General features: G+C 73.5%; 20 protein-coding genes. 1 reads left to right on the forward strand and 19 read right to left on the reverse strand.

Annotated elements, in window-relative coordinates:
- Positions 1-2: 2 nt before the first annotated feature.
- Entirely contained in the window at positions 3-761 is a 759-nt protein-coding gene (locus G3T38_RS04480) for a hypothetical protein (protein WP_163770874.1), read from the reverse strand.
- Between the two features lie 62 nt (positions 762-823).
- On the opposite strand from G3T38_RS04480, the gene G3T38_RS04485 reads away from it, so the two are divergent.
- Complete coding sequence (locus G3T38_RS04485; RefSeq protein WP_338037465.1) at positions 824-1,726, forward strand: HhH-GPD family protein; 903 nt, start codon at positions 824-826, stop codon at positions 1,724-1,726.
- Positions 1,727-2,012: 286 nt separating this feature from the next.
- On the opposite strand, the gene G3T38_RS04490 is transcribed toward G3T38_RS04485, so the two are convergent.
- The 18 genes from G3T38_RS04490 to hpt all read right to left on the reverse strand — a co-directional run bounded on the left by G3T38_RS04490 (position 2,013) and on the right by hpt (position 20,283).
- Positions 2,013-4,583: an ATP-dependent Clp protease ATP-binding subunit gene (locus G3T38_RS04490; RefSeq protein WP_163770875.1), complete on the reverse strand. Its 2,571-nt coding sequence runs from the start codon at positions 4,581-4,583 to the stop codon at positions 2,013-2,015.
- Positions 4,584-4,767: 184 nt separating this feature from the next.
- Positions 4,768-5,103 carry a histone-like nucleoid-structuring protein Lsr2 gene (locus tag G3T38_RS04495; protein ID WP_163770876.1) on the reverse strand — a complete coding sequence of 112 codons (336 nt, stop codon included), beginning with the start codon at positions 5,101-5,103 and terminating at the stop codon, positions 4,768-4,770.
- A 150-nt stretch (positions 5,104-5,253) separates the two neighbouring features.
- Positions 5,254-6,078, reverse strand: coding sequence for a type III pantothenate kinase (locus tag G3T38_RS04500; protein ID WP_338037466.1), 825 nt, complete (start codon positions 6,076-6,078; stop codon positions 5,254-5,256).
- A gap of 3 nt (positions 6,079-6,081) precedes the next feature.
- Positions 6,082-7,002: a carboxylating nicotinate-nucleotide diphosphorylase gene (gene nadC / locus G3T38_RS04505; protein ID WP_163770877.1), complete on the reverse strand. Its 921-nt coding sequence runs from the start codon at positions 7,000-7,002 to the stop codon at positions 6,082-6,084.
- Positions 6,999-8,807 (reverse strand): L-aspartate oxidase, encoded by a 1,809-nt coding sequence (locus G3T38_RS04510; protein WP_338037467.1) that lies wholly within the window; start codon positions 8,805-8,807, stop codon positions 6,999-7,001. The genes nadC and G3T38_RS04510 overlap by 4 nt, the downstream gene beginning before the upstream one ends.
- A 22-nt stretch (positions 8,808-8,829) precedes the next feature.
- Positions 8,830-9,249: an aspartate 1-decarboxylase gene (gene panD / locus G3T38_RS04515; protein WP_163770878.1), complete on the reverse strand. Its 420-nt coding sequence runs from the start codon at positions 9,247-9,249 to the stop codon at positions 8,830-8,832.
- On the reverse strand, positions 9,249-10,160 hold the full coding sequence (gene panC, locus G3T38_RS04520) for a pantoate--beta-alanine ligase (protein WP_163770879.1): 912 nt from the start codon (positions 10,158-10,160) through the stop codon (positions 9,249-9,251). The genes panD and panC overlap by 1 nt, the downstream gene beginning before the upstream one ends.
- The gene (locus tag G3T38_RS04525) at positions 10,157-11,104 is read right to left on the reverse strand and encodes a Rossmann-like and DUF2520 domain-containing protein (protein ID WP_241728466.1); all 948 of its coding nucleotides are present in this window, start codon (positions 11,102-11,104) and stop codon (positions 10,157-10,159) included. The genes panC and G3T38_RS04525 overlap by 4 nt, the downstream gene beginning before the upstream one ends.
- 942 nt (positions 11,105-12,046) lie before the next feature.
- Positions 12,047-12,814, reverse strand: coding sequence for a hypothetical protein (locus G3T38_RS04530; RefSeq protein ID WP_163770880.1), 768 nt, complete (start codon positions 12,812-12,814; stop codon positions 12,047-12,049).
- Between the two features lie 23 nt (positions 12,815-12,837).
- Positions 12,838-13,938: a GNAT family N-acetyltransferase gene (locus G3T38_RS22495; RefSeq protein ID WP_206675780.1), complete on the reverse strand. Its 1,101-nt coding sequence runs from the start codon at positions 13,936-13,938 to the stop codon at positions 12,838-12,840.
- Positions 13,939-13,995: 57 nt separating this feature from the next.
- Complete coding sequence (locus G3T38_RS04540) at positions 13,996-14,601, reverse strand: hypothetical protein (RefSeq protein ID WP_174267606.1); 606 nt, start codon at positions 14,599-14,601, stop codon at positions 13,996-13,998.
- A gap of 10 nt (positions 14,602-14,611) precedes the next feature.
- Positions 14,612-15,145 (reverse strand): DUF3180 family protein, encoded by a 534-nt coding sequence (locus G3T38_RS04545; RefSeq protein ID WP_163770882.1) that lies wholly within the window; start codon positions 15,143-15,145, stop codon positions 14,612-14,614.
- The gene (gene folK, locus G3T38_RS04550; RefSeq protein ID WP_163770883.1) at positions 15,114-15,686 is read right to left on the reverse strand and encodes a 2-amino-4-hydroxy-6-hydroxymethyldihydropteridine diphosphokinase; all 573 of its coding nucleotides are present in this window, start codon (positions 15,684-15,686) and stop codon (positions 15,114-15,116) included. The genes G3T38_RS04545 and folK overlap by 32 nt, the downstream gene beginning before the upstream one ends.
- Positions 15,683-16,051: a dihydroneopterin aldolase gene (folB, locus tag G3T38_RS04555; protein ID WP_163770884.1), complete on the reverse strand. Its 369-nt coding sequence runs from the start codon at positions 16,049-16,051 to the stop codon at positions 15,683-15,685. The genes folK and folB overlap by 4 nt, the downstream gene beginning before the upstream one ends.
- Positions 16,048-16,893 (reverse strand): dihydropteroate synthase, encoded by an 846-nt coding sequence (folP, locus tag G3T38_RS04560; RefSeq protein ID WP_163771011.1) that lies wholly within the window; start codon positions 16,891-16,893, stop codon positions 16,048-16,050. The genes folB and folP overlap by 4 nt, the downstream gene beginning before the upstream one ends.
- Before the next feature lie 26 nt (positions 16,894-16,919).
- A complete protein-coding gene (gene folE / locus G3T38_RS04565) occupies positions 16,920-17,528 on the reverse strand; it encodes a GTP cyclohydrolase I FolE (protein ID WP_338037474.1) in 609 nt (202 codons plus the stop codon).
- Positions 17,528-19,591, reverse strand: coding sequence for an ATP-dependent zinc metalloprotease FtsH (gene ftsH / locus G3T38_RS04570; protein WP_163770886.1), 2,064 nt, complete (start codon positions 19,589-19,591; stop codon positions 17,528-17,530). The genes folE and ftsH overlap by 1 nt, the downstream gene beginning before the upstream one ends.
- Positions 19,592-19,731: 140 nt before the next feature.
- Positions 19,732-20,283 (reverse strand): hypoxanthine phosphoribosyltransferase, encoded by a 552-nt coding sequence (hpt, locus tag G3T38_RS04575; protein ID WP_163770887.1) that lies wholly within the window; start codon positions 20,281-20,283, stop codon positions 19,732-19,734.
- Between the last annotated feature and the right edge of the window lie 7 nt (positions 20,284-20,290).

Consider the following 20,290-nt stretch of genomic DNA (forward strand, 5'->3'; position numbering starts at 1 on the left):
CGTCAGCCCGTCGGGCCCGTCGTGGCGGCCGGGGGCGTCGTCCCCGTCGTACCGGACGGGGAGGCCGGGTCGCTCGGGGCGCTCGGGTCCACCGTCGGCGTGATGGTGCGCTCGATGACCTCGGGCTGCGGCGTCTCCAGCTCGAACTGCACGTCGGTCGGCTCGCCGGCGAGCGCGGCCGACTCGACGTGGTAGGCGCCCGGCAGCGACCACTGCTCCAGCTCGCAGCCCGGTCCCGAGCGCCAGGCCGGCCACTCCAGCTCCGCCGCGGCCTCCGCGTCCGTCCGCAGCACGAGCTCCCGCTCGGGCAGGGCGTCCGGGCAGTGCTGGGTCGACCAGATGTCGTCGCTGCCGCTGGTGATCTTGACGACCGTGGTCGTCGACGAGGCCGTCCAGTAGCAGGCCGGCGTCTCCTTGCTGGAGAACAGCAGCGTGACCGCGACGGGCTGGCCCGCGACCGCCCGCTCGACCTTGGCGCGCACGGCGACGTCGTCCGCGGCGCAGCGGCCCTCGGGGGTGGCCGGCGGGGGCGGCGCCTCCGTCGTCGTCGTGGGCGCCGGTGCGGTCGAGGTGGGCTGCTCCGTCGTGGTGCTCGCGTCGCTCGATGCCGGCCGGGCCTCGTCGTCGTCGCCGTCCGAGCCGGCGCCCAGGAGACGCCCGACGAGCACCACGAGGAGGGCGGCCACCGCCGCCAGCAGGATCCGACGCCGCCAGTAGACACGGGGCGACAGAGGCCCTCGGGGGCGGGTCACGGCAGACACGGACCCCACGCTAGCCACCGCGCCGGGCACCCTGTCGCAGGCGCACCGTAGTCTCCACCGACGTGCGCGCCACACCCGAGATCCCCGCCGTCGACGACCTTCCCGGGCTGCACGGAGCGGTGCTCTCCTGGTTCGACGAGCACGCCCGCGACCTGCCCTGGCGCGGCGTCGACGCGAGCCCCTGGTCGGTCATGGTCTCCGAGTTCATGCTCCAGCAGACGCCGGTCGCCCGGGTGCTCCCCGTGCACGCAACGTGGCTCGAGACCTGGCCGACGCCCGCCGCGCTGGCCGCCGCCAGCACCGGCGACGCCGTGCGCGCCTGGGGCCGGCTGGGCTATCCCCGCCGGGCCCTGCGGCTCCACGCCGCGGCGACGGCCATCGTGGCCGAGCACGGCGGCGAGGTGCCGCGCTCCTACGAGGACCTCATCGCCCTCCCCGGCATCGGCGACTACACCGCGGCCGCCATCGCGTCGTTCGCCCACGGCCAGCGCCACGTCGTGCTCGACACGAACGTACGGCGCGTGATCGCCCGCGTCGCCGCCGGCCAGGAGCTCCCACCACGCTCGGTCACGGCGGCCGAGCGCGCACTGGCCGCGTCGCTGCTGCCGGACGCCCCGGCCGACGCCGCCACCTGGAACGTGGGCCTCATGGAGCTGGGCGCCCTCGTCTGCTCGGTGGCGTCGCCGGCCTGCGAGCGGTGCCCCGTGCTCGACCGGTGCGCCTGGGCCGCCGCGGGACGGCCGGCCTACGACGGCCCCGCCCGTGTCGCCCAGACCTACGCCGGCACCGACCGGCAGTGCCGCGGCCGCCTCCTGGCGGTGGTGCGCGACGCGGAGGGCCCGGTCGCCTTGTCGACATTGGAGGCCGCGTGGGCCATCGCGGACCAGCGCGACCGGTGCCTGGCGAGCCTCGTCGAGGACGGGTTGCTGGCGCGGGTCGGACCCGCGTCGTACGCCCTCCCCTGACCACCTCGCGGACGTCATGCGGAGCGGCGCCCCCGACCACCGGCTCGCATGACGTCCCGCAGCGGCGGCGGCCCCACCTCGCGGACGTCATGCGGAGCGGCACCCCCGACCACCGGCTCGCATGACGTCCCGCGGCGGCGGCAACCGCCCCACCTCGCGGACGTCATGCGGAGCGACGCCCCCGACCACCGGCTCGCATGACGTCCCGCGGCGGCGGCGGTAGCCACCAACGACGAACGGCCCGCACGCTGGTCGCGTGCGGGCCGTCCGGTCGTTCAGGAGCGGGTCACTCCTCGGGGCGCTTCTCGATGTCGATCGGTCCCTCGGTCTCCGCCGTCGGGTCGCCCTTCGCCATGTCCGCCGTCTCGAACGGGGGCACGTCGGGGAGCGCACCGACCTTCTGGCCCTCGAAGGTGAAGGTCGCGGTCGGACCCTCGCCCTCGACGTCGATCAGCACGATCTGGCCGGGGCCGACCTCGCCGAAGAGCATCTTCTCGGCCAGGGCGTCCTCGATCTCGCGCTGGATCGTGCGACGCAGCGGACGCGCACCCAGCACCGGGTCGAAGCCCCGCTTGGCGAGCAGGTCCTTCGCGGTCTGCGTGAGCTCGACCGACATGTCGCGGTCCTTCAGGCGCTTGTCGACGTTGGCGATCATGTTGTCGACCATCGCGATGATCTGCTCCTGGTTCAGGGGCGGGAACACGATGATCTCGTCGACACGGTTGAGGAACTCGGGACGGAAGTGCTGCTTGAGCTCCTCCGACACCTTCGACTTCATGCGGTCGTAGGAACCCGCTGCGTCACCGGTCTGCGAGAAACCGAGGTTGACGCCCTTCGCGATGTCCCGCGTGCCGAGGTTGGTCGTCATGATGATGACCGTGTTCTTGAAGTCGACGACCCGACCCTGGGAATCGGTGAGTCGACCCTCCTCGAGGATCTGCAGGAGCGAGTTGAAGATATCCGGGTGCGCCTTCTCGACCTCGTCGAAGAGCACGACCGAGAACGGCTTGCGCCGCACCTTCTCGGTGAGCTGCCCGCCCTCTTCGTAACCCACGTATCCGGGCGGGGAACCGAAGAGCCGCGACACCGTGTGCTTCTCGCCGAACTCGCTCATGTCGAGCTGGATCAGCGCGTCCTCGTCACCGAAGAGGAACTCGGCCAGCGTCTTCGACAGCCACGTCTTACCGACACCGGACGGACCGGCGAAGATGAACGAACCACCGGGACGCTTCGGGTCCTTGAGGCCGGCACGCGTGCGACGGATGGCCCGGGAGAGGGCCCTGACGGCCTCCTCCTGGCCGATGACGCGCTTGTGGAGCTCGTCCTCCATCTTGAGGAGGCGGCTGGACTCCTCCTCGCTGAGCTTGACGATCGGGATGCCCGTCGCGACCGCCAGCACCTCGGCGATCAGCTCCTCGTCGACCTCGGCGACCTCGTCCATGTCGCCGGCACGCCACTGCTTCTCGCGGTCGGCCTTCTTCAGGATGAGCTGCTTCTCCTCGTCGCGGAGCGCGGCGGCGGCCTCGAAGTCCTGGCCGTCGATCGCGGCCTCCTTGCGGACGCGGACGTCGGCGATCTTCTCGTCGTACTCCTTCAGGTCGGCGGGCGCCGTCATGCGCTTGATGCGCAGGCGCGAGCCGGCCTCGTCGATGAGGTCGATCGCCTTGTCCGGCAGGAACCGGTCGGAGATGTAGCGGTCGGCCAGCGTCGCCGCCGAGACCAGCGCCTCGTCGGTGATGGTGACCCGGTGGTGCGCCTCGTAGCGGTCGCGCAGGCCCTTGAGCATCTCGATCGTGTGGGCGATGGAGGGCTCGGCCACCTGGATCGGCTGGAACCGGCGCTCGAGCGCGGCGTCCTTCTCGACGTACTTCCGGTACTCGTCCAGCGTCGTCGCACCGATCGTCTGGAGCTCGCCCCGGGCCAGCATCGGCTTGAGGATGCTGGCGGCGTCGATCGCGCCCTCGGCCGCACCGGCGCCGACGAGGGTGTGGATCTCGTCGATGAACAGCACGATGTCGCCGCGGGTGCGGATCTCCTTCAGCACCTTCTTGAGGCGCTCCTCGAAGTCACCGCGGTAGCGCGAGCCGGCGACCAGGGCGCCGAGGTCGAGCGTGTAGATGTGCTTGTCCTTCAGCGTCTCCGGCACGTTGCCCTTGACGATGTCCTGGGCGAGGCCCTCGACGACCGTCGTCTTGCCGACGCCGGGCTCGCCGATGAGGACCGGGTTGTTCTTCGTGCGCCGCGAGAGGATCTGCATGACCCGCTCGATCTCGCTGCCGCGGCCGATCACCGGGTCGAGCTTGCCCTCGCGGGCCGCCTGGGTGAGGTTGCGCCCGAACTGGTCGAGCACGAGGGAGGAGGAGGGGGCCTCGCTGCCGCTGCCGCCCGTCGCGGCCGCCGCACCGGCGCTCTCCTTGCCCTGGAAACCGCTGAGCAGCTGGATGACCTGCTGCCGCACGCGGTTGAGGTCGGCACCGAGCTTCTGCAGGACCTGCGCGGCGACACCCTCGCCCTCGCGGATCAGGCCGAGCAGGATGTGCTCCGTGCCGATGTACGAGTGACCGAGCTGCAGCGCCTCGCGCAGCGACAGCTCGAGCACCTTCTTGGCTCGGGGGGTGAACGGGATGTGCCCGCTGGGCGCCTGCTGACCCTGGCCGATGATCTCCTCGACCTGGGCGCGGACCGCCTCCAGCGAGATGTCGAGGCTCTCCAGGGCCTTCGCCGCGACACCCTCGCCCTCGTGGATCAGGCCGAGCAGGATGTGCTCGGTGCCGATGTAGTTGTGGGAGAGCATGCGGGCCTCTTCTTGGGCCAGCACGACAACCCGACGGGCTCGGTCAGTGAACCGCTCGAACATGTGCGCCTCGATCCTTCTCATTTCGCGGCGCCGGGGCGCCGCAAGGTGGGCCGGTCGACCGCTCTCGGCAGTCGCCCGTACACCGCAGATCAACTCTTCGCCCAGCCTACGTGTTCCCCCCGACGACTCCACGGGGGTCTGCTCAGAGCGAACAGACCCCCGTGGACACCGTCAGGTGCGGCGCTCAGTGCGCGGCGTCGTACGCCTCACGGATCTCGGAGGAGACGCGACCGCGGTCGGGCACGTCCCACCCGTTCTCGCGCGCCCACTCGCGGACCTCCTTGGTGCTCGGCCCGTCGGTCGCCGCCGCCGCGGAGCGCGAGGTGGAGCGCTGGCGCCGCTGGCCGCCGGCGCGGCGCGCGTGGCCGACGTACGGCGCGACCGCGTCCCGCAGCGCAGCGGCGTGCTCGTCGTTGAGGTCGATCTCGTAGGTGACGCCGTCGAGACCGAACGTGACCGTCTCGGTGGCCTCGGAACCGTCGATGTCGTCGACGAGGACGATGTGGACCTTCTGTGCCATGACGCCTTCACTTTCCGCAGATCACTGCGATCGCCGGATATCGGGGGATATCGTCCCGCAGACTATTGCAGACCAGGACGGAGGAAAGCACGGCGCCCCACCGATTCCCTTTCCGGAAAGAGAATCTCGAGAAAGGCGACCCGCCGAATATCAGCCGACGTTGCGGCGGAATACGAGCTCGAGACCGCGGAGCGTGAGCCAGGGATCGTGGCGATCGATTCCCGTGCACTCGGCACTGATCATCGGGGCGAGATATCCCGTCGCCACGACGGTGGTCTCGTCCACACCGCGGCCGATCTCGGCCGCCACCCGTGCGACGAGGCCCTCCACCTGGGCGAGCACACCGAAGTAGAGCCCCGACTGGATGGCCTCGACGGTGTTGCGCGCGATGACGGAGCGGGGCCGCACCAGCTCGACGCGACGCAGCTGGGCCGTGCGCCGGTCCAGGGCCTCGGCCGACACCTCGATGCCGGGAGCGATGAGGCCGCCGACGTACTGGCCCTTCTCGTTGACCACGTCCACCGTGGTGGCGGTGCCGAGGTCGACGACGACGACGGGCCGCCCGGGCTCCGCGTGGTGGGTGGCCGCGGCGAGCGCGTTGACGATGCGGTCGGCGCCGACCTCGCGCGGGTTGTCGACGAGCACCGGGATGCCGGTGCGGATCCCCGGCCCGACGACCACGTGGGGCACGTCCGGGAGGTGCCGCTCGAGCATCTCCCGCCACTCGTGCAGCACTCCCGGCACCGTCGAGGCGATCGCGACGCCCTCCAGCGCGGCGAGCCCACCCGCGGTGCGGGTCCCGACGAGGGACCCCAGCAGCGCCGCCCACTCGTCGGCCGTGCGCCGCTCGTCCGTCGCGACGCGCCAGTCCGTCACCGGCGTGGCGCCGTCGAAGAGCCCCAGCACCGTGCGGGTGTTGCCGATGTCGACGCAGAGCAGGCGGCTCCGCGGGGGCGCCGGCGACGCGGTGCCCACCGCTCAGCCCCGGAGGTCGAGGCCGAGGTCGAAGACCTTCACCGAGTGCGTCAACGCGCCGACCGAGATGTAGTCGACCCCCGTCGCGGCGACCTCGCGCGCCCGCTCGATCGTCAGGCCGCCCGACGCCTCCAGCGTCGCGCGCCCCTGGGTCAGCTCCTCGTTGAGGGCGACGGCCGCGGTCATCGTCGCGGCGTCCATGTTGTCGAGCAGCACCCACGTGCAGCCGGCGACGAGCAGGTCGCGCAGCTGCTGCAGATCGGTCACCTCGACGACGACGTGGAGGTCGGGGTACGTCGCGCGCACCGCCTCGAACGCCGGCACCACGCCGCCCGCCGCGACGACGTGGTTGTCCTTCACCATCGCGACGTCGGAGAGGCTGAACCGGTGGTTGACGCCCCCACCGCAGCGCACGGCGTACTTCTGCAGCGCCCGCAGGCCCGGCAGCGTCTTGCGGGTGTCGAGCACCCGGGCGTCGGTGCCCTCGAGCGCCGCCACCCACGCGGCCGTCGCCGTGGCGACGCCCGAGAGGTGGCACGCGTAGTTGAGCGCCACGCGCTCCGCCGTCAACAGGCCCCGGGTCGGACCCGCGACGCTCATCACGGCGTCACCGGCGGTCACCGCCGTGCCGTCCGGCACGCGGCCCGTCACCTCGACGTCGTCGCCCAGCACCGCCCGGAAGGCCAGCTCCGCCAGCACGAGACCTGCCACGGTGCCGGCTTCCCGCGCCCCGAAGTCGGCCGTGCCCCGTGCGTCGACCGGGATCGTGGCCAGGCTCGTCACGTCCCCGTCGGGCACGTCCTCGACGAGGGCGGCGACGACGGCGGCGTACGTGGCCCGCGGGTCGAGGCCCGCCGCCTCGAGCTCGGCGACCAGCGGGGGCGGGAGCGCGTCGTACGGGGTGGTGGTCAGCGGGGTGCTCACACGATCTCCGGGGTCGGCTGGGTGGGGCTGGTCTCGGCGGCGGGAGCCAGCGACGCCGGCGCGTCGCTCGGCGGGGCCGGTCGGAAGAGGACGGCGACGGCGCCCTCGTCGTCGAGGGTGACGTCGACGTGGCCCGCCCAGCGCCGGTCGTCGCGGGCGGGGTGGTCGTCGCGCCAGTGCGAGCCGCGGGTCTCCTCCCGCAGCGTCGCCGCCGCCGTCAGCGCCGCCGCGACGGTGAGGAGGTTCGTGGTCTCCCAGGCGGCCAGCTCGGCCGGCACGTCATCGGGACCGTCCGCCGCGAGCTCGGCGATGCGCGCACCCGCCGCGACGAGGCCGTCCGCCGTGCGCAGCACGCCGACCTGCGCGGTCATCGTCTCCTGGAGGTCACGGCGGCGGTCGGGGTCGGCGAGGCCGGACGGTACGTCGCGGGCTCCGTCCGGCGCGACCGTGGGGAGCCGCTCCAGGTCGCCCGGCAGCACCTCGGCGATGCGCCGTGCGAAGACGAGCCCCTCGAGCAGCGAGTTGGACGCGAGCCGGTTGGCCCCGTGCACGCCGGAGCAGGCGACCTCGCCCGTCGCGTAGAGGCCGGGCACGCTGCTGCGGCCCCACAGGTCGGTCGCGATGCCGCCCGAGGCGTAGTGGCACGCGGGGGCCACCGGGACGAGGTCGACGGCGGGATCCACCCCGTGCCGCTCGCAGGTGGCGAGGATCGTCGGGAAGCGACGCTCCCAGAACGCACGACCGAGGTGCCGGGCGTCGAGCCAGACGTGGGGGCGGCCCGTGGCGTGCATGCGGCGGGTGATCGCCTTCGCGACCACGTCGCGGGGCGCGAGGTCGGCCAGCTCGTGCTCGCCGAGCATGAACCGCTCCCCCGCGTCGTCCACGAGGAACGCCCCCTCGCCACGCACGGCCTCGGAGATGAGCGGCTGCTGGCCGCGCGAGTCGGGGCCGAGGTACATGACCGTCGGGTGGAACTGCACGAACTCCACGTCCCGCACCACGGCGCCCGCCCGCAGCGCCAGCGCCAGCCCGTCGCCCGTCGAGACCGCCGGGTTCGTCGTCTGGCTGAAGACCTGGCCGAGCCCGCCCGAGGCGAGCACGACGGCCCGCGCGTGGACCGCCCCGATCCCGTCGCGCTGCCCCTCGCCCATCACGTGGAGGGTCAGGCCCGCGACCGGACGGCGGCCCTCGGCGTCGGGCTCGCCCAGCAGCAGGTCGACCGCGTGCGCGTGGTGGACGACCTCGATCTCCGGCGCCGCCTCGATCGCGGCGACGAGCGCACGCTGGATCTCGGCCCCGGTGGCGTCGCCGCCCGCGTGGGCGATGCGGTCACGGTGGTGCCCGCCCTCTCGGGTCAGGGACAGCTCGCCGTCGGTGCCCTGGTCGAAGACCGCCCCCAGGGCGATCAGCTCGCGCACCGCGGCCGGTCCCTCCGTGACGAGCGCCCGGACCGCCGCGGGGTCGCAGGCACCCGCACCCGCCACGAGCGTGTCGACCTCGTGCTCGTGCGGGGTGTCGCCCGGGCCGAGGGCCGCGGCGATGCCGCCCTGCGCCCACTGCGTCGAGCCGGCGCTCAGCACGTCCTTGGTCACGACGAGCACCGAGCCGACGCCCGCGGCGTGGGCGCGCAACGCCGCGGTGAGGCCGGCGATGCCGGAGCCGACCACGACGACGTCCGCGCGCGCCGTCCACCCCGGGGCGGCCGCGCTGAGACGGCGCGGCAGCCGGGGCTGCGGGCCGGGCTGCGGGCCGGGCTGCGGGCCGGGCTGCGGGGTGCCGGGGTCGAGCGGGCGGGACGCGGTCACCGGGACAGTGTGCGGTGCGCGCTCAGCGAGCCGCGAGGGTGTCGCCGCGGACGAGACCGGAACCGGCGATCGCCTCCGCCGGGTCGAAGCCCGTGGCGAGCACCTTGTTGTCGGCGTCGACGAACACGACGTGGGGCTTCAGCTCCTTCGCCTCCTGCGTCGTCACCTGCGCGTAGGCGATGAGGATGACCAGGTCGCCCGGCTGCACGAGACGGGCGGCGGCACCGTTGATGCCGATGACGCCGGAGCCCCGCTCGCCCGCGATCGTGTACGTCTCCAGGCGCGCGCCGTTCGTGATGTCGACGATGTGCACGAGCTCGCCGGGCAGCAGGTCGGCGGCGTCGAGCAGGTCCTCGTCCACCGTCACGGAGCCCACGTAGTGCAGGTCCGCCTGCGTCACGGTCGCGCGGTGGATCTTGCTCTTCATCATGGTGCGGAGCATCAGCGGCTCTCCTCGCTCGGGGGCGTCGGGTGGATCGTGATCGGCAGGTTGTCGAGGAGCCGGGTGGCGCCCAGCCGGGCCGCCACGAGGACGCGTCCCTCGCGGACGTCCTCCCGGGTGCCGTCGACGTCGGCGAGGTCCGCCTCCGTGACGACGAGGTAGTCGAGCTCCACCCCGGGCGTGTCCGCGACGACGGCGAGAGCGGCCTCGCGGGCGGCTCCCGCGCCGTACGTCGCGTGCTCGCGCGCCGCGTGGAGGGCGCGGGAGAGCACGACGGCCGTGCGGCGCTGCTCGGGATCGAGGTAGCGGTTGCGGGAGCTGAGCGCGAGGCCGTCGGGCTCGCGGACGGTCTCGGCGCCCACGACCTCGACCGGCAGGCAGAGGTCGGCGACCATGCGGCGCACCAGCGTCAGCTGCTGGAAGTCCTTCTGGCCGAAGACGGCGACGTCGGGCTGGACCAGCCCGAACAGCTTGGCGACGACCGTCAGCACGCCGCGGAAGTGACCGGGGCGGCTCGCGCCCTCGAGGAGGGTGGCGAGGGGGCCGGGCTCGACGGTGACCTGCGGGTCGCCGCCGGGGTAGACCTCCTCCACCGCGGGGGCGAGCACGACGTCGACGCCCTGCTCGGCGCAGACCGCGAGGTCGGCCTCGAGGGTGCGCGGGTAGCGGTCGAGGTCCTCCCCCTGCCCGAACTGGAGCGGGTTGACGAAGACCGACGCGACGACGACGCCGTCGGGGCCGACCCGGTCACGGGCCTCCCGCATGAGCGCCGCGTGACCCACGTGCAACGCACCCATCGTGGGGACGAGCGCGACGCGACCCGCGCCGCCACGCTGGGCACGCACGGCGGCGATCTCCGCGCGCAGGGCCGCCCGCGTCGGCGCGAGCGCCGGGGTGGTGACGGTGGTCATCGCACGGCCTCCGGCCCCGGGTGGGTGGTGTCGCGGCCGCTCGGGGCGGCGTCGTGCTCGGGCGCGTCGATCTCCTGCAGCAGGCGGGCGGCGCGGATGGGCAGCAGACGGCCGTCGGTGGCGGCGCGACCGACGGTGGCCCGCGCCAGCGTGCGGTAGGACGCCAGGGCCTGGGGCGCCTCGCGGCCGATCTCGTCGAGGTGGGTCGCGACCGTGCCGACGTCGCCCCGCACGACCGGACCCGTCAGGGCGGCGTCGCCGGCGCGGAGCGCGTTGTCGAGGGCCGCCTCGAGCAACGGACGGAGCACGTCGGCGGGGTCGGTCACGCCGTCCGCGCTGGCGGCGAGGATCTCGCGCGCCTCGGCGACGAGCGTGACGAGGTGGTTCGCGCCGTGGGCGAGTGCCGCGTGGTACAGCGCCCGACGCTCCTCCGGCACCCACACGACGCGGCCCCCGAGGTCGGCCACGAGACCTTCGACGACCGGGCGGTCGGCGGGGGCCGCGGTCGCGCCGTACGCGCACGCCGCGACACGGGGCAGGTCCGTCGCGGTGCCGGTGAACGTCATCGCCGGGTGGAGCGCGACCACGCGGGCGCCGGCCAGGCGGGCCGGCTCGAGAGCGGCGAGGCCGTGCCGGCCCGAGGTGTGGACGACGACCTGGCCGGGGCGGATGGCGCCACTGGCCGTCAGCACGTCGACCACGTTGCCGAGCATGTCGTCGGGAACGGTGAGGAGCAGGAGGTCCGCGGCGCGGGCGACGGCCGAGGGCTTGTCGAGCGGTACGCCGGGGAGGAGGGCGGCAGCGCGGTCCCGGGACGCGTCGGACTCGCCGGAGGCGGCGACGACCTCGTGGCCCGCGGCGGCCAGCGCCGCCGCGACGACGGCGCCGACACGGCCGGCGCCGATGACGCCCACGCGACGTGGGCAGGGCATGCCAGACGACATGGTCCGAACCTTTCGTTCCCGTCCCGCCGACCACCCCTCGCGGGGCCGGTGTGGGTACCGGACGTTGTCTCGAACTCCCGTGGCCGCGGGGAGCGGTCACGGTGGTGCAACGGGAACGTTACGCCCGTGATTCCAGGCGTGAGAATCGAACGCCGGCGTGACCTGCCTCACCTGGGCGCGGCGGGCTGGGTCGTACGGCGCTGACCCACCCGGGACGTCATGCGGTCCAGCGCCTCGGGCCACCGCCACGCATGACGTCCGGCGGGCGGGGGTGCGACCCGGGCCCGACCGGCGCCGGAACTGTGCGCCTGGTGCAGCGCAGATCGCGGCGGACCAGCCCCAGCTGCACATTCCGCGCTACTGGTGAGGACGGACCAGCCCCAGCTGCACATTCCGCGCTGCTGGCCAGGGCGGACCAGCGCGGGATCCGGCGGGCCGACGAGGACCGGGTACGCCGCCGGCGAGCCCCCGCCGTACCCAGGACGTCATGCGGTCCGGTGCCCCGGGCCACCGCCACGCATGACGTCCGGCGGGCGGGGGTGCGACCCGGGCCCGACCGGCGCCGGAACTGTGCGCCTGGTGCAGCGCAGATCGCGGCGGACCTGCCCCAGCTGCACATTCCGCGCTGCTGGCCAGGGCGGACCAGCCCCAGTTGCACATTCCGCGCTGCTGGAGAGGGCGGACCAGCGCGGGATCCGGCGGGCCGACGAGGACCGGGTACGCCGCCGGCGAGCCCCCGCCGTACCCAGGACGTCATGCGGTCCGGTGCCCCGGGCCACCGCCACGCATGACGTCCGGCGAGCAGGGCCCGACCGCCACCGGACCGCCACGGGAGATGTGCGCTTCGTGCAGCTCGGATCGCGCCAGGCCTGTCCCCGCCGCACATCTCGCGAGCCTCCGCCGCGCCGCGCCGCGCCGGACATCCCAGCGCGACGCCAGACGTCAGGCCAGGTGGACCACGCGGGTCGGGCCGTCGTCGTCGACGAGGACCGAGCCGGCGGCGTCCGCGACGGCGTCGAGCGCGACGTCGGCCACGATGTCCCGCGAGCCGTCCGGCACGATCACGGCCGCCTCGGTGCCCACCGGGCCCAGCGACCGCAGGCTGCCCCGGTCGGGCCGGGTCGAGCGGACGTGCCCGGGCTCGAGCGCGATCGCCCGGCCCCCCGGTCCCAGGTTGCGGACGACGTCGCGCCAAGCCGCGTCGCGCGCCGTACCGACCTCGGCGCGCGCCCCGGTGCCCCGGTCGGCGACGGGCCACCACTCCTGGAGCCACCGGCCCACCTGCTGCGGCACCCCGGTCTCGGCGAGCCGGGCGCCGAGCCGTTCCCGGCCGCTGAGCGGGTCGACGTGCACCATGCGGGGGTAGCCGTCGGCGTCGACCTGCACGACGTGGGTCGGCACGTGGGCGAGCCAGTCGCCCGCGAGCACCGTGCCGGTGTAGCCCGCCCGCAGGTCGAAGCGGATCTCCGCCCGCGGCAGTGCCCGCGCGATCGCGGGCGTCAGGGCACCGACGGAGCCGAGGAGCACGAGCTCTGCCGGGTCCTCGGTGGCGAGCAGGTCGAGCACGTCCTCCCGCGCCTGGAGCAGTGTCGGCGGGTGGGAGCGCAGGTATCCCCGCGCCGAGCCGTAGAGCGCCGCGTCCCACGCCTGCTTCCACGTCGGCTCGCTGGGGGGCGGCAGGGCCGGCATGCCGAGGCTGGTGAGGGTCATGGCGGGTCGGGGAGGCACGGCCGTCAGGCGTCGGCGCCCGGCGCCTCCACCGGGACGTCCTTGTGCCAGGACTGCGTCATGTAGGACGTGGTCCACCCCATCGACGTGTAGAGCCCGTCGGCGCCGGTGGGCGAGTCGGCGTCGACCTCGAGCCCCACCCGGTTGCGGTCCCGCGCGGCGGCGTCGGCGATCACCGTGTGGAGGAGGCCCTTGGCGACGCCCCGGCCGCGGGCGTTGGAGAGCACCCCCAGGTAGTCGACGTAGGACCCGTTCGGGCCGTCGTCGGAGATGCTCTCGGTCGCGACCAGCGCGCCGGCCGCGACGGGGGCGCCGGCGTCGACGATCTCGGCCAGCCACCAGTGGTCCCACCGGTGGCCCGGGTCCTGCCGCAGCCGGTGGACGAACTCCGCGAAGGTCTCCTCCCGCGAGTTGAAGTGGTCGGTGAAGGCCCCCTCGAGCACCTCGTGCACCGAGCGGAGGTCGGCCTCGTCCGGCATGCCGTCGTCGGCGCTGCCGACGGCACGGAACAGCACGCCGTTCTTCTCCCAGCGCTCCGGGTCGGGCACCAGCCCGGACTCCGCCGGCGTCACCGGACGGCTCATCTGCCACCACGACCGCACCCGGTCGAAGCCCGCCCCCGCCAGCCACGCGTGCTGCCGCGGGTCGTCGGCGAACGCGCCGGTGTCGATCTGCTGCACGGCCAGCCCACGGGCGGCGCCGACCTCGCGGGCCTGGCCCTCGGCCCAGGCGAAGAGCACGCGGGAGCAGGCCCCGGCGATCCGGTGGTCGATGTCGCGGGCGACGACGTGGACGTAGAGCATGCGCCCCGCCGCGCGGTCGTGGACGCTCCCCCACGCCTGGATCACGCCGTCGGTGTCACGCACCACCACGTTCTCGCGGGTGCGGGTGCCCAGGTCGGAGATCTCGACGAGCACGCCCTCGCGGTCCGCGCCGGCCCAGCCGCGCCCCGCGGTCTCGTGGCCGCGGAGCAGCTCCACGAGCCGGACGACGTCGGCGTCCACGGCGGGGTCGACTGTGTCGATCGCCCAACCGTCGGGCAGGGGTGGGTCACCGGGCAGGAGCTCGTCGGGGTCCGACTCGAATCGACTGTCGTCCGGGATCACCCGTGAGATTGTGCCGCACGCCACCGGTCGCCCGGCGGCCGGTCGTTCAGCGGCGGCTCAGGCGTGCTTGCGCAGGTCGACGTGGGAGCTCTCCCACGCCAGCAGGTCGGCGCGCACGACGTCGAGCTCCTGCTCGAGCTCCGCGAGCCGCACGATGGCCTCGGCGGCACGGTCCTCGGCTGCCTGCAGCCGGCGCCGCAGCTCGTCGCGCTCCGCGACCGCGGCATCCGCGCGCTTCGCCTCCGCGTCGGCCCGCCGCGTCAGCTCGACGACCTTGGCCTGGGCGAGCTCGACGGCCTCCTCCAGGTCGGTGATCGCCTTCTCCCGCGCGGTGATCGCGTGGTCCCGGTCGGCGATGCGACCCTCGACGGAGGCGATGAACTCGGCGTTCTCCTCGGAGCGCCGGGCCGCGAGCTCGGCGTACTCCTTCGCCTGCGACGCGCGGTCGGAGGCAGCGTCGCGCCGCGACGCCATCAGCTCGGAGTGGGCGATCCGCAGCGCGGCCGCCCCCAGCAGGACGGCGACGGCACCCGAGACGGCGACGGCGACGAAGGAACCGGTGGGCACCACAGCGGCCAGCAGCACGCCGGAGGCAACGATGAGGGCGACGGCCACGACGAGACGCGTGCTGCGCTGCCGGCGACGAGCGTTGGGGGAAGCCATGCTCGCCACCCTAGGGAGCAGGCGGCTCCGCAGGGACGCGACACGCCCGTTCCAGCAGCAACGACGCGGCCAGCACGGCCCCGGCAGCCGCCGCAGCCACCAGGCTGCGGGTGAGACGCTCGTCCGCGACGTACGACGCGGAGCCGAGCCAGCTGACCGCGTGGCCCACGTATCCGCCCACCAGCAGCGCGCCCACGAGCGCGCACGCGCGCGCCAGCACCAGCCGGTTGACGGCCTGGTGGGCGAGCAGGTCGGCGCGGGCGCGCTCCACGGTGCGGCGGGTGAACCACGCGGTGCCGGCCAGGATGGCGGCGACCAGCACCAGGAGGAGCACCTGGGTCCAGCTCACGGGCGGCACCGCGAACCCGAGGGACCGCCCCAGCCTGCGGAGCAGCCAGCCGCCGACGAGACCGACGACGACGAAGGCCGTCAGCGCGGCCGGCGAGACGGGCCCCAGGCGCGCGCCGTCGGGCTCCCCGCCGACCCCGGCGTCCCCGGGGCCGTCGCGTCCGTCAGGCGGGGTTGGCGAGGACGAGGTCGTCACGCCGCTGGAGCCCCTGGTCGCCGGTCTTCCCGAGCAGGTCGGCGACGCGACCGTGGTCGGGGATCTCGGCGTCGGGCTCGAGGTCGTACCACGGCTGCAGCACGAACGCGCGCTCCGCGGCCCGCGGGTGGGGCAGCTGCAGCCACGACTCGTTGCTGCGGCGATCGCCCACCACGATGAGGTCGACGTCCAGCGTGCGCGGAGCGTTGACGACACCGTCGCGCTCGCGCCCGAAGGCGTCCTCGATGGCCTGCACGCGGTCGACGAGGCGGGCCGCCGAGAGGGTCGTGTCGAACAGCACGACGGCGTTCAGGAAGCTGTCGGAACCCTCGGGGGCTCCGATCGGCTCCGACTCGTAGACAGCGGAGACGTTGGTGATCCACACCTCGGGGGTGTCCGCGAGCGCGTCGACCGCGCCCTGCAGGTTCGCGAACCGGTCGCCGAGGTTGGACCCCAACGAGACCACCGTGCGGCGGATGGGTCGCATCTCCCCGGTCAGGGTGTCCGCGTCGATGATGTGGGGGTTCGGAGTCTCGGTCACCTTGGGCCTCGTTTCCGTTCGATCGTCAGCGCCACGTCGGTGAACGTCGTGGGGATGGGTGCGTCAGGCTTGTGGAGGGTCACCCGGACCCATTCAACACGACGTTCCAACAGCACCACGTCAGCGATGCGCTGGACCACCGTCTCGACCAGGTCGACGGGATCGGACTCCACGGCGGCCTTCACCGCCATGGTGAGACTTCCGTAGTCGACGGTGTCGTGCAAGTCGTCGGACGCCGCCGCCGGGCGGGTGTCGAGCCCCAGCACGAGGTCCACGACGAAGCGCTGGCCCTGCCGTCGCTCGTCGGGGAAGACGCCGTGGTGGGCCCAGCACTCGATGCCCCGCACCGCCAGCTCGTCGGTCACGCCTGCTCCTCCCCCGTCGTGCGCGTCCCGGGGCCTGCTGCCCCGGACCCGGCCGCCTGCCACGCCTCGCGCACGGCCAGCACGTCCCGGCTCGCGCGCACGTCGTGGACGCGCACGCACCACGTGCCCGCCTCCGCCAGCATGAGGGTCAGCGCCGCGGTCGCGTGCTCCCGTCCGTCCACCGGACGCGGACCCTCGGCCCCGGCGAGGAGCCGCCCCAGGAACGTCTTCCGGCTGGCGCCGACGAGCAACGGGTGCCCGAGACCGGAGATCCGGTCGAGGCCCGCGAGCAGCTCCCAGTTGTGGTGCGCCCCCTTCGCGAAGCCCAGGCCGGGGTCGAGCACCAACCGCTCGGGCGCGATGCCGGCGGCGAGGGCGGCGTCGCGGCGTACCGCCAGCTCCTCGGCCACCTCCGTCACCACGCCTCGCGGGTAGTCCGCGAAGTCCGTCATCCGGTCGGAGTGCGCGCGCCAGTGCATGGCCACGTACGTCGCACCCGCCTCCGCGGCGACCCGCAGCACGCGGGGGTCGGCCAGGCCGCCCGAGACGTCGTTGACCACCGTGGCGCCGGCGGCGAGGGCCGCCTCGGCGACCTCCGCACGCATGGTGTCCACCGAGACGGTCACCCCGGCGGCGGCGAGGTCGCGGATGACGGGGACGACGCGGTCGAGCTCGTCCGCCAGCAGCGGCCGCGTCGCGCCCGGCCGGGTCGACTCGCCCCCGATGTCGAGGAGGTCGGCGCCGTCGTCCACCAGCGCGAGCCCGTGCGCCACGGCGTGCTCGGGGTCGGCCCAGCGGCCGCCGTCGGAGAAGGAGTCGGGCGTGACGTTGACGACGCCCATGAGGAGCGGACGCACGGACCGGCTCCTCAGCGGCGCGGGCTGTGGATCAAGGCCATGGCCTCCGACCGCGTGGCCGGGTCGTGCATCTGGCCCCGGACCGCCGAGGTCAGCGTGCGTGCGCCCGCCTTGCGGACCCCGCGCATCGTCATGCACAGGTGCTCGGCCTCGATGACCACGATGCAGCCGCGCGGCTCGAGGATGCGCATGAGGGCGTCGGCCACCTGCGTCGTGAGCCGCTCCTGCACCTGGGGGCGCTTGGCGTAGACGTCGACGAGGCGGGCCAGCTTGGAGAGGCCTGTGATCTTGCCGCTCGCCGACGGGATGTAGCCGACGTGGGCCACCCCCGTGAAGGGCACGAGGTGGTGCTCGCACATGCTCCACAGCTCGATGTCGCGCACGAGCACCATCTCGTCGTGCCCGATGTCGAACGTCGTGGTGAGCACGTCCTCCGGCTGCTGGCGCAACCCGGCCGTGAGCTCGGCGTAGGCCCGTGCGACCCGGGCCGGCGTCTCCTTCAGCCCCTCCCGGTCGGGGTCCTCGCCGATCGCGAGCAGCAGCTCACGGATCGCCGCCTCCGCACGGCCGTGGTCGTAGTCGGGACGCTCGGCCGGCTCGGGGTGGGAGACCGGGCTGATCACGGCGCACCCGGTGCGGGCGGACCGGGCGGGGTGCCCGGCGCGTCCGGACCGCCGTGGAGGTCGCCGCCGGGGCCGGGGGGCGTGATGATCGTGCCGCCCTCGCCCTTCTCCAGCGCCACCGCGCCCTCGGCCGCACGCTGCCGCACGGCGGCGGGGATCTCGACGGGCGGGATCGCCGAGGGGTTGCGGGTCGGGGAGCCCGTCCACGCCGGACGCACGGGACGTCGGCGGAGCGGCTCGAACACGGCCGCGATCTCCGCCTTGTCGAGCGTCTCGCGCTCGAGCAGGGCGAGCACCAGCGCGTCGAGGACGTCGCGGTTCTCCTCGAGGATGTCGAACGCCTCCTGGTGCGCCGCGGCGAGGAACTTCTTCGTCTCCTCGTCGACGATCGCGGCGACGTCCTCCGAGTAGTTGCGCTGGTGGCCCATGTCGCGGCCCAGGAACGGCTCGCCGCCGGAGTCGCCGAGCTTGATCGCGCCCAGCCGCTCCGTCATGCCGTACTGCGTCACCATCGCCCGCGCCAGGCTCGTGGCCTTCTCGATGTCGTTGCCCGCGCCCGTCGTCGGGTCGTGGAAGATCAGCTCCTCCGCCGCGCGGCCACCGAGCATGTACGCCAGCTTGTCGAGCATCTCGGACCGGGTCTGGGAGTACTTGTCCTCGTCGGGCAGCACCATCGTGTAGCCCAGCGCCCGGCCGCGCGGCAGGATCGTCACCTTGTGCACGGGGTCGGTGCCGGGGAGCGCCGCCGCCACGAGCGCGTGGCCGCCCTCGTGGTAGGCCGTCACCAGCTTCTCGTGCTCGTTCATCAGGCGGGTGCGCCGCTGCGGACCCGCGATGACGCGGTCGATGGCCTCGTCGAGGGCGTGCGGGGTGATGAGCTTCTCGTTGGAGCGCGCCGTGAGCAGCGCCGCCTCGTTGAGCACGTTGGCCAGGTCGGCACCGCTGAACCCGGGCGTGCGGCGCGCCACCGACATGAGGTCGATGCCCTCGGCCAGCGGCTTGCCGCGCGAGTGGACCTGCAGGATCTTGTGGCGGCCGGCCAGGTCGGGGGCGTCCACCTGGATCTGGCGGTCGAAGCGGCCGGGGCGCAGCAGCGCCGGGTCGAGCACGTCGGGCCGGTTGGTCGCGGCGATGAGGATGACGCCGCCCCGCACGTCGAAGCCGTCCATCTCGACGAGGAGCTGGTTGAGCGTCTGCTCGCGCTCGTCGTGGCCGCCGCCCATGCCCGCGCCGCGGTGGCGACCGACGGCGTCGATCTCGTCGATGAAGACGATGGCCGGAGCGTTCTCCTTGGCCTGCTCGAACAGGTCCCGCACGCGGCTCGCACCGACGCCGACGAACATCTCGACGAAGTCGGAGCCGGAGATCGAGTAGAACGGCACCCCGGCCTCGCCGGCCACCGCGCGGGCCAGCAGCGTCTTGCCGGTGCCGGGCGGGCCGTAGAGCAGGACGCCCTTGGGGATCTTCGCCCCGACGGCCTGGAACTTCGCGGGCTCGGAGAGGAACTCCTTGATCTCGCCGAGCTCCTCGATCGCCTCGTCGCACCCGGCGACGTCCGCGAACGTGGTCTTCGGCATGTCCTTGGTGATGAGCTTGGCCTTGGACTTGCCGAACTGCATGACCCCGCGGCCACCGCCGCCCTGCACCTGGTTCATCAGGAAGATGAAGAGCGCCAGGATGATGATGAACGGGAGGATGCTGACGAGCAGCGAGCCGAGCAGGCTCGGCTGCGGGTTCTCCGAGTTCGACTTCTCGATCGTGCCGTCCTGCACCTGCTTGTCGACGGCCGCGAGGATCGTCTCCTGCTGGCCCTGCACGTAGTAGGCGACGACGTCCTTGCCGCCCTCGCGCTTCACGTCGTCGTCGAGGGTCGCCTCGATGCGCTGCTCGCCGTCGACGAAGGTGATGTCCTTGACCTGGCCCTCGGCGATGTACTTCTCGAGGCGGGAGGTGTCGATCTCGTCGGCGCCGTCACCGGACACCAGGAACTGCAGCGAGAGGAGCACCGCCACCACGGCGAGGACGATCCAGAGCCAAGGCCCCTTGAACAAACGCTTCACAGGCTTCTTCCACGACGTGATGACGGGCGGCCGTCACGACCGGCCCAGGACTCAGGGGACGAAACTACCGCGCCCGCACGGTCTGTCCGCCCTGCCGCCCGATTCTGGCAGCAGTTCCCAAGGACCGGCTGAGCGTGCGGTCAGGAGTAGACGTGGGGGGCGAGGGTGCCGATGCAGCGGAGGTTGCGGTAGCGCTCCTGGTAGTCGAGCCCGTAGCCCACGACGAACTCGTTGGGGATGTCCCAGCCGACGTACTTCGGCGTCACGGGCATCGCCAGCGCCTCCGGCTTGCGGAGGAGGGTCGCGATCTCGACGCTCGCCGGCCCCCGGCTCGACAGGTTGGAGATGAGCCAGCTCAGCGTGAGGCCGGTGTCGATGATCTCGTCGACCACCAGCACGTGCTTGCCCGAGATGTCCGTGTCCAGGTCCTTGAGGATCCGCACGACACCGCTCGACTTCGTGCCCGACCCGTAGGACGACACGGCCATCCAGTCGGTCTCCACGTGGCGCTCGAGGGCGCGGGAGAGGTCGGCCATCACCATGATCGCGCCGCGGAGCACACCGACGACGAGCAGCTCCTTGCCCGCGTAGTCGGCCTCGATGCGGCGGGCCATCTCCCCGAGCTTCTCGAGGATCTCCTCCTCGGTGAAGAGGATGTTGACCAGGTCGTTCTCGACGGAGGAGGCGTCCACGGGAGGT

It is taken from the genome of Nocardioides zeae, assembly GCF_010686755.1.
GTDB classification, from domain to species: Bacteria; Actinomycetota; Actinomycetes; order Propionibacteriales; family Nocardioidaceae; genus Nocardioides; species Nocardioides zeae.

Bases quoted from the DNA above. Each gene is read 5' to 3' on its own strand.
- G3T38_RS04525 (WP_241728466.1), bottom strand. From the start codon at position 11,104: ATGTCGTCTGGCATGCCCTGCCCACGTCGCGTGGGCGTCATCGGCGCC.
- folP (WP_163771011.1), bottom strand. From the start codon at position 16,893: ATGGGCGTCGTCAACGTCACGCCCGACTCCTTCTCCGACGGCGGCCGC.
- panC (WP_163770879.1), bottom strand. From the start codon at position 10,160: ATGACCACCGTCACCACCCCGGCGCTCGCGCCGACGCGGGCGGCCCTG.
- panD (WP_163770878.1), bottom strand. From the start codon at position 9,249: ATGCTCCGCACCATGATGAAGAGCAAGATCCACCGCGCGACCGTGACG.
- G3T38_RS04530 (WP_163770880.1), bottom strand. From the start codon at position 12,814: ATGACCCTCACCAGCCTCGGCATGCCGGCCCTGCCGCCCCCCAGCGAG.
- G3T38_RS04540 (WP_174267606.1), bottom strand. From the start codon at position 14,601: ATGGCTTCCCCCAACGCTCGTCGCCGGCAGCGCAGCACGCGTCTCGTC.
- G3T38_RS04490 (WP_163770875.1), bottom strand. From the start codon at position 4,583: ATGTTCGAGCGGTTCACTGACCGAGCCCGTCGGGTTGTCGTGCTGGCC.
- G3T38_RS04495 (WP_163770876.1), bottom strand. From the start codon at position 5,103: ATGGCACAGAAGGTCCACATCGTCCTCGTCGACGACATCGACGGTTCC.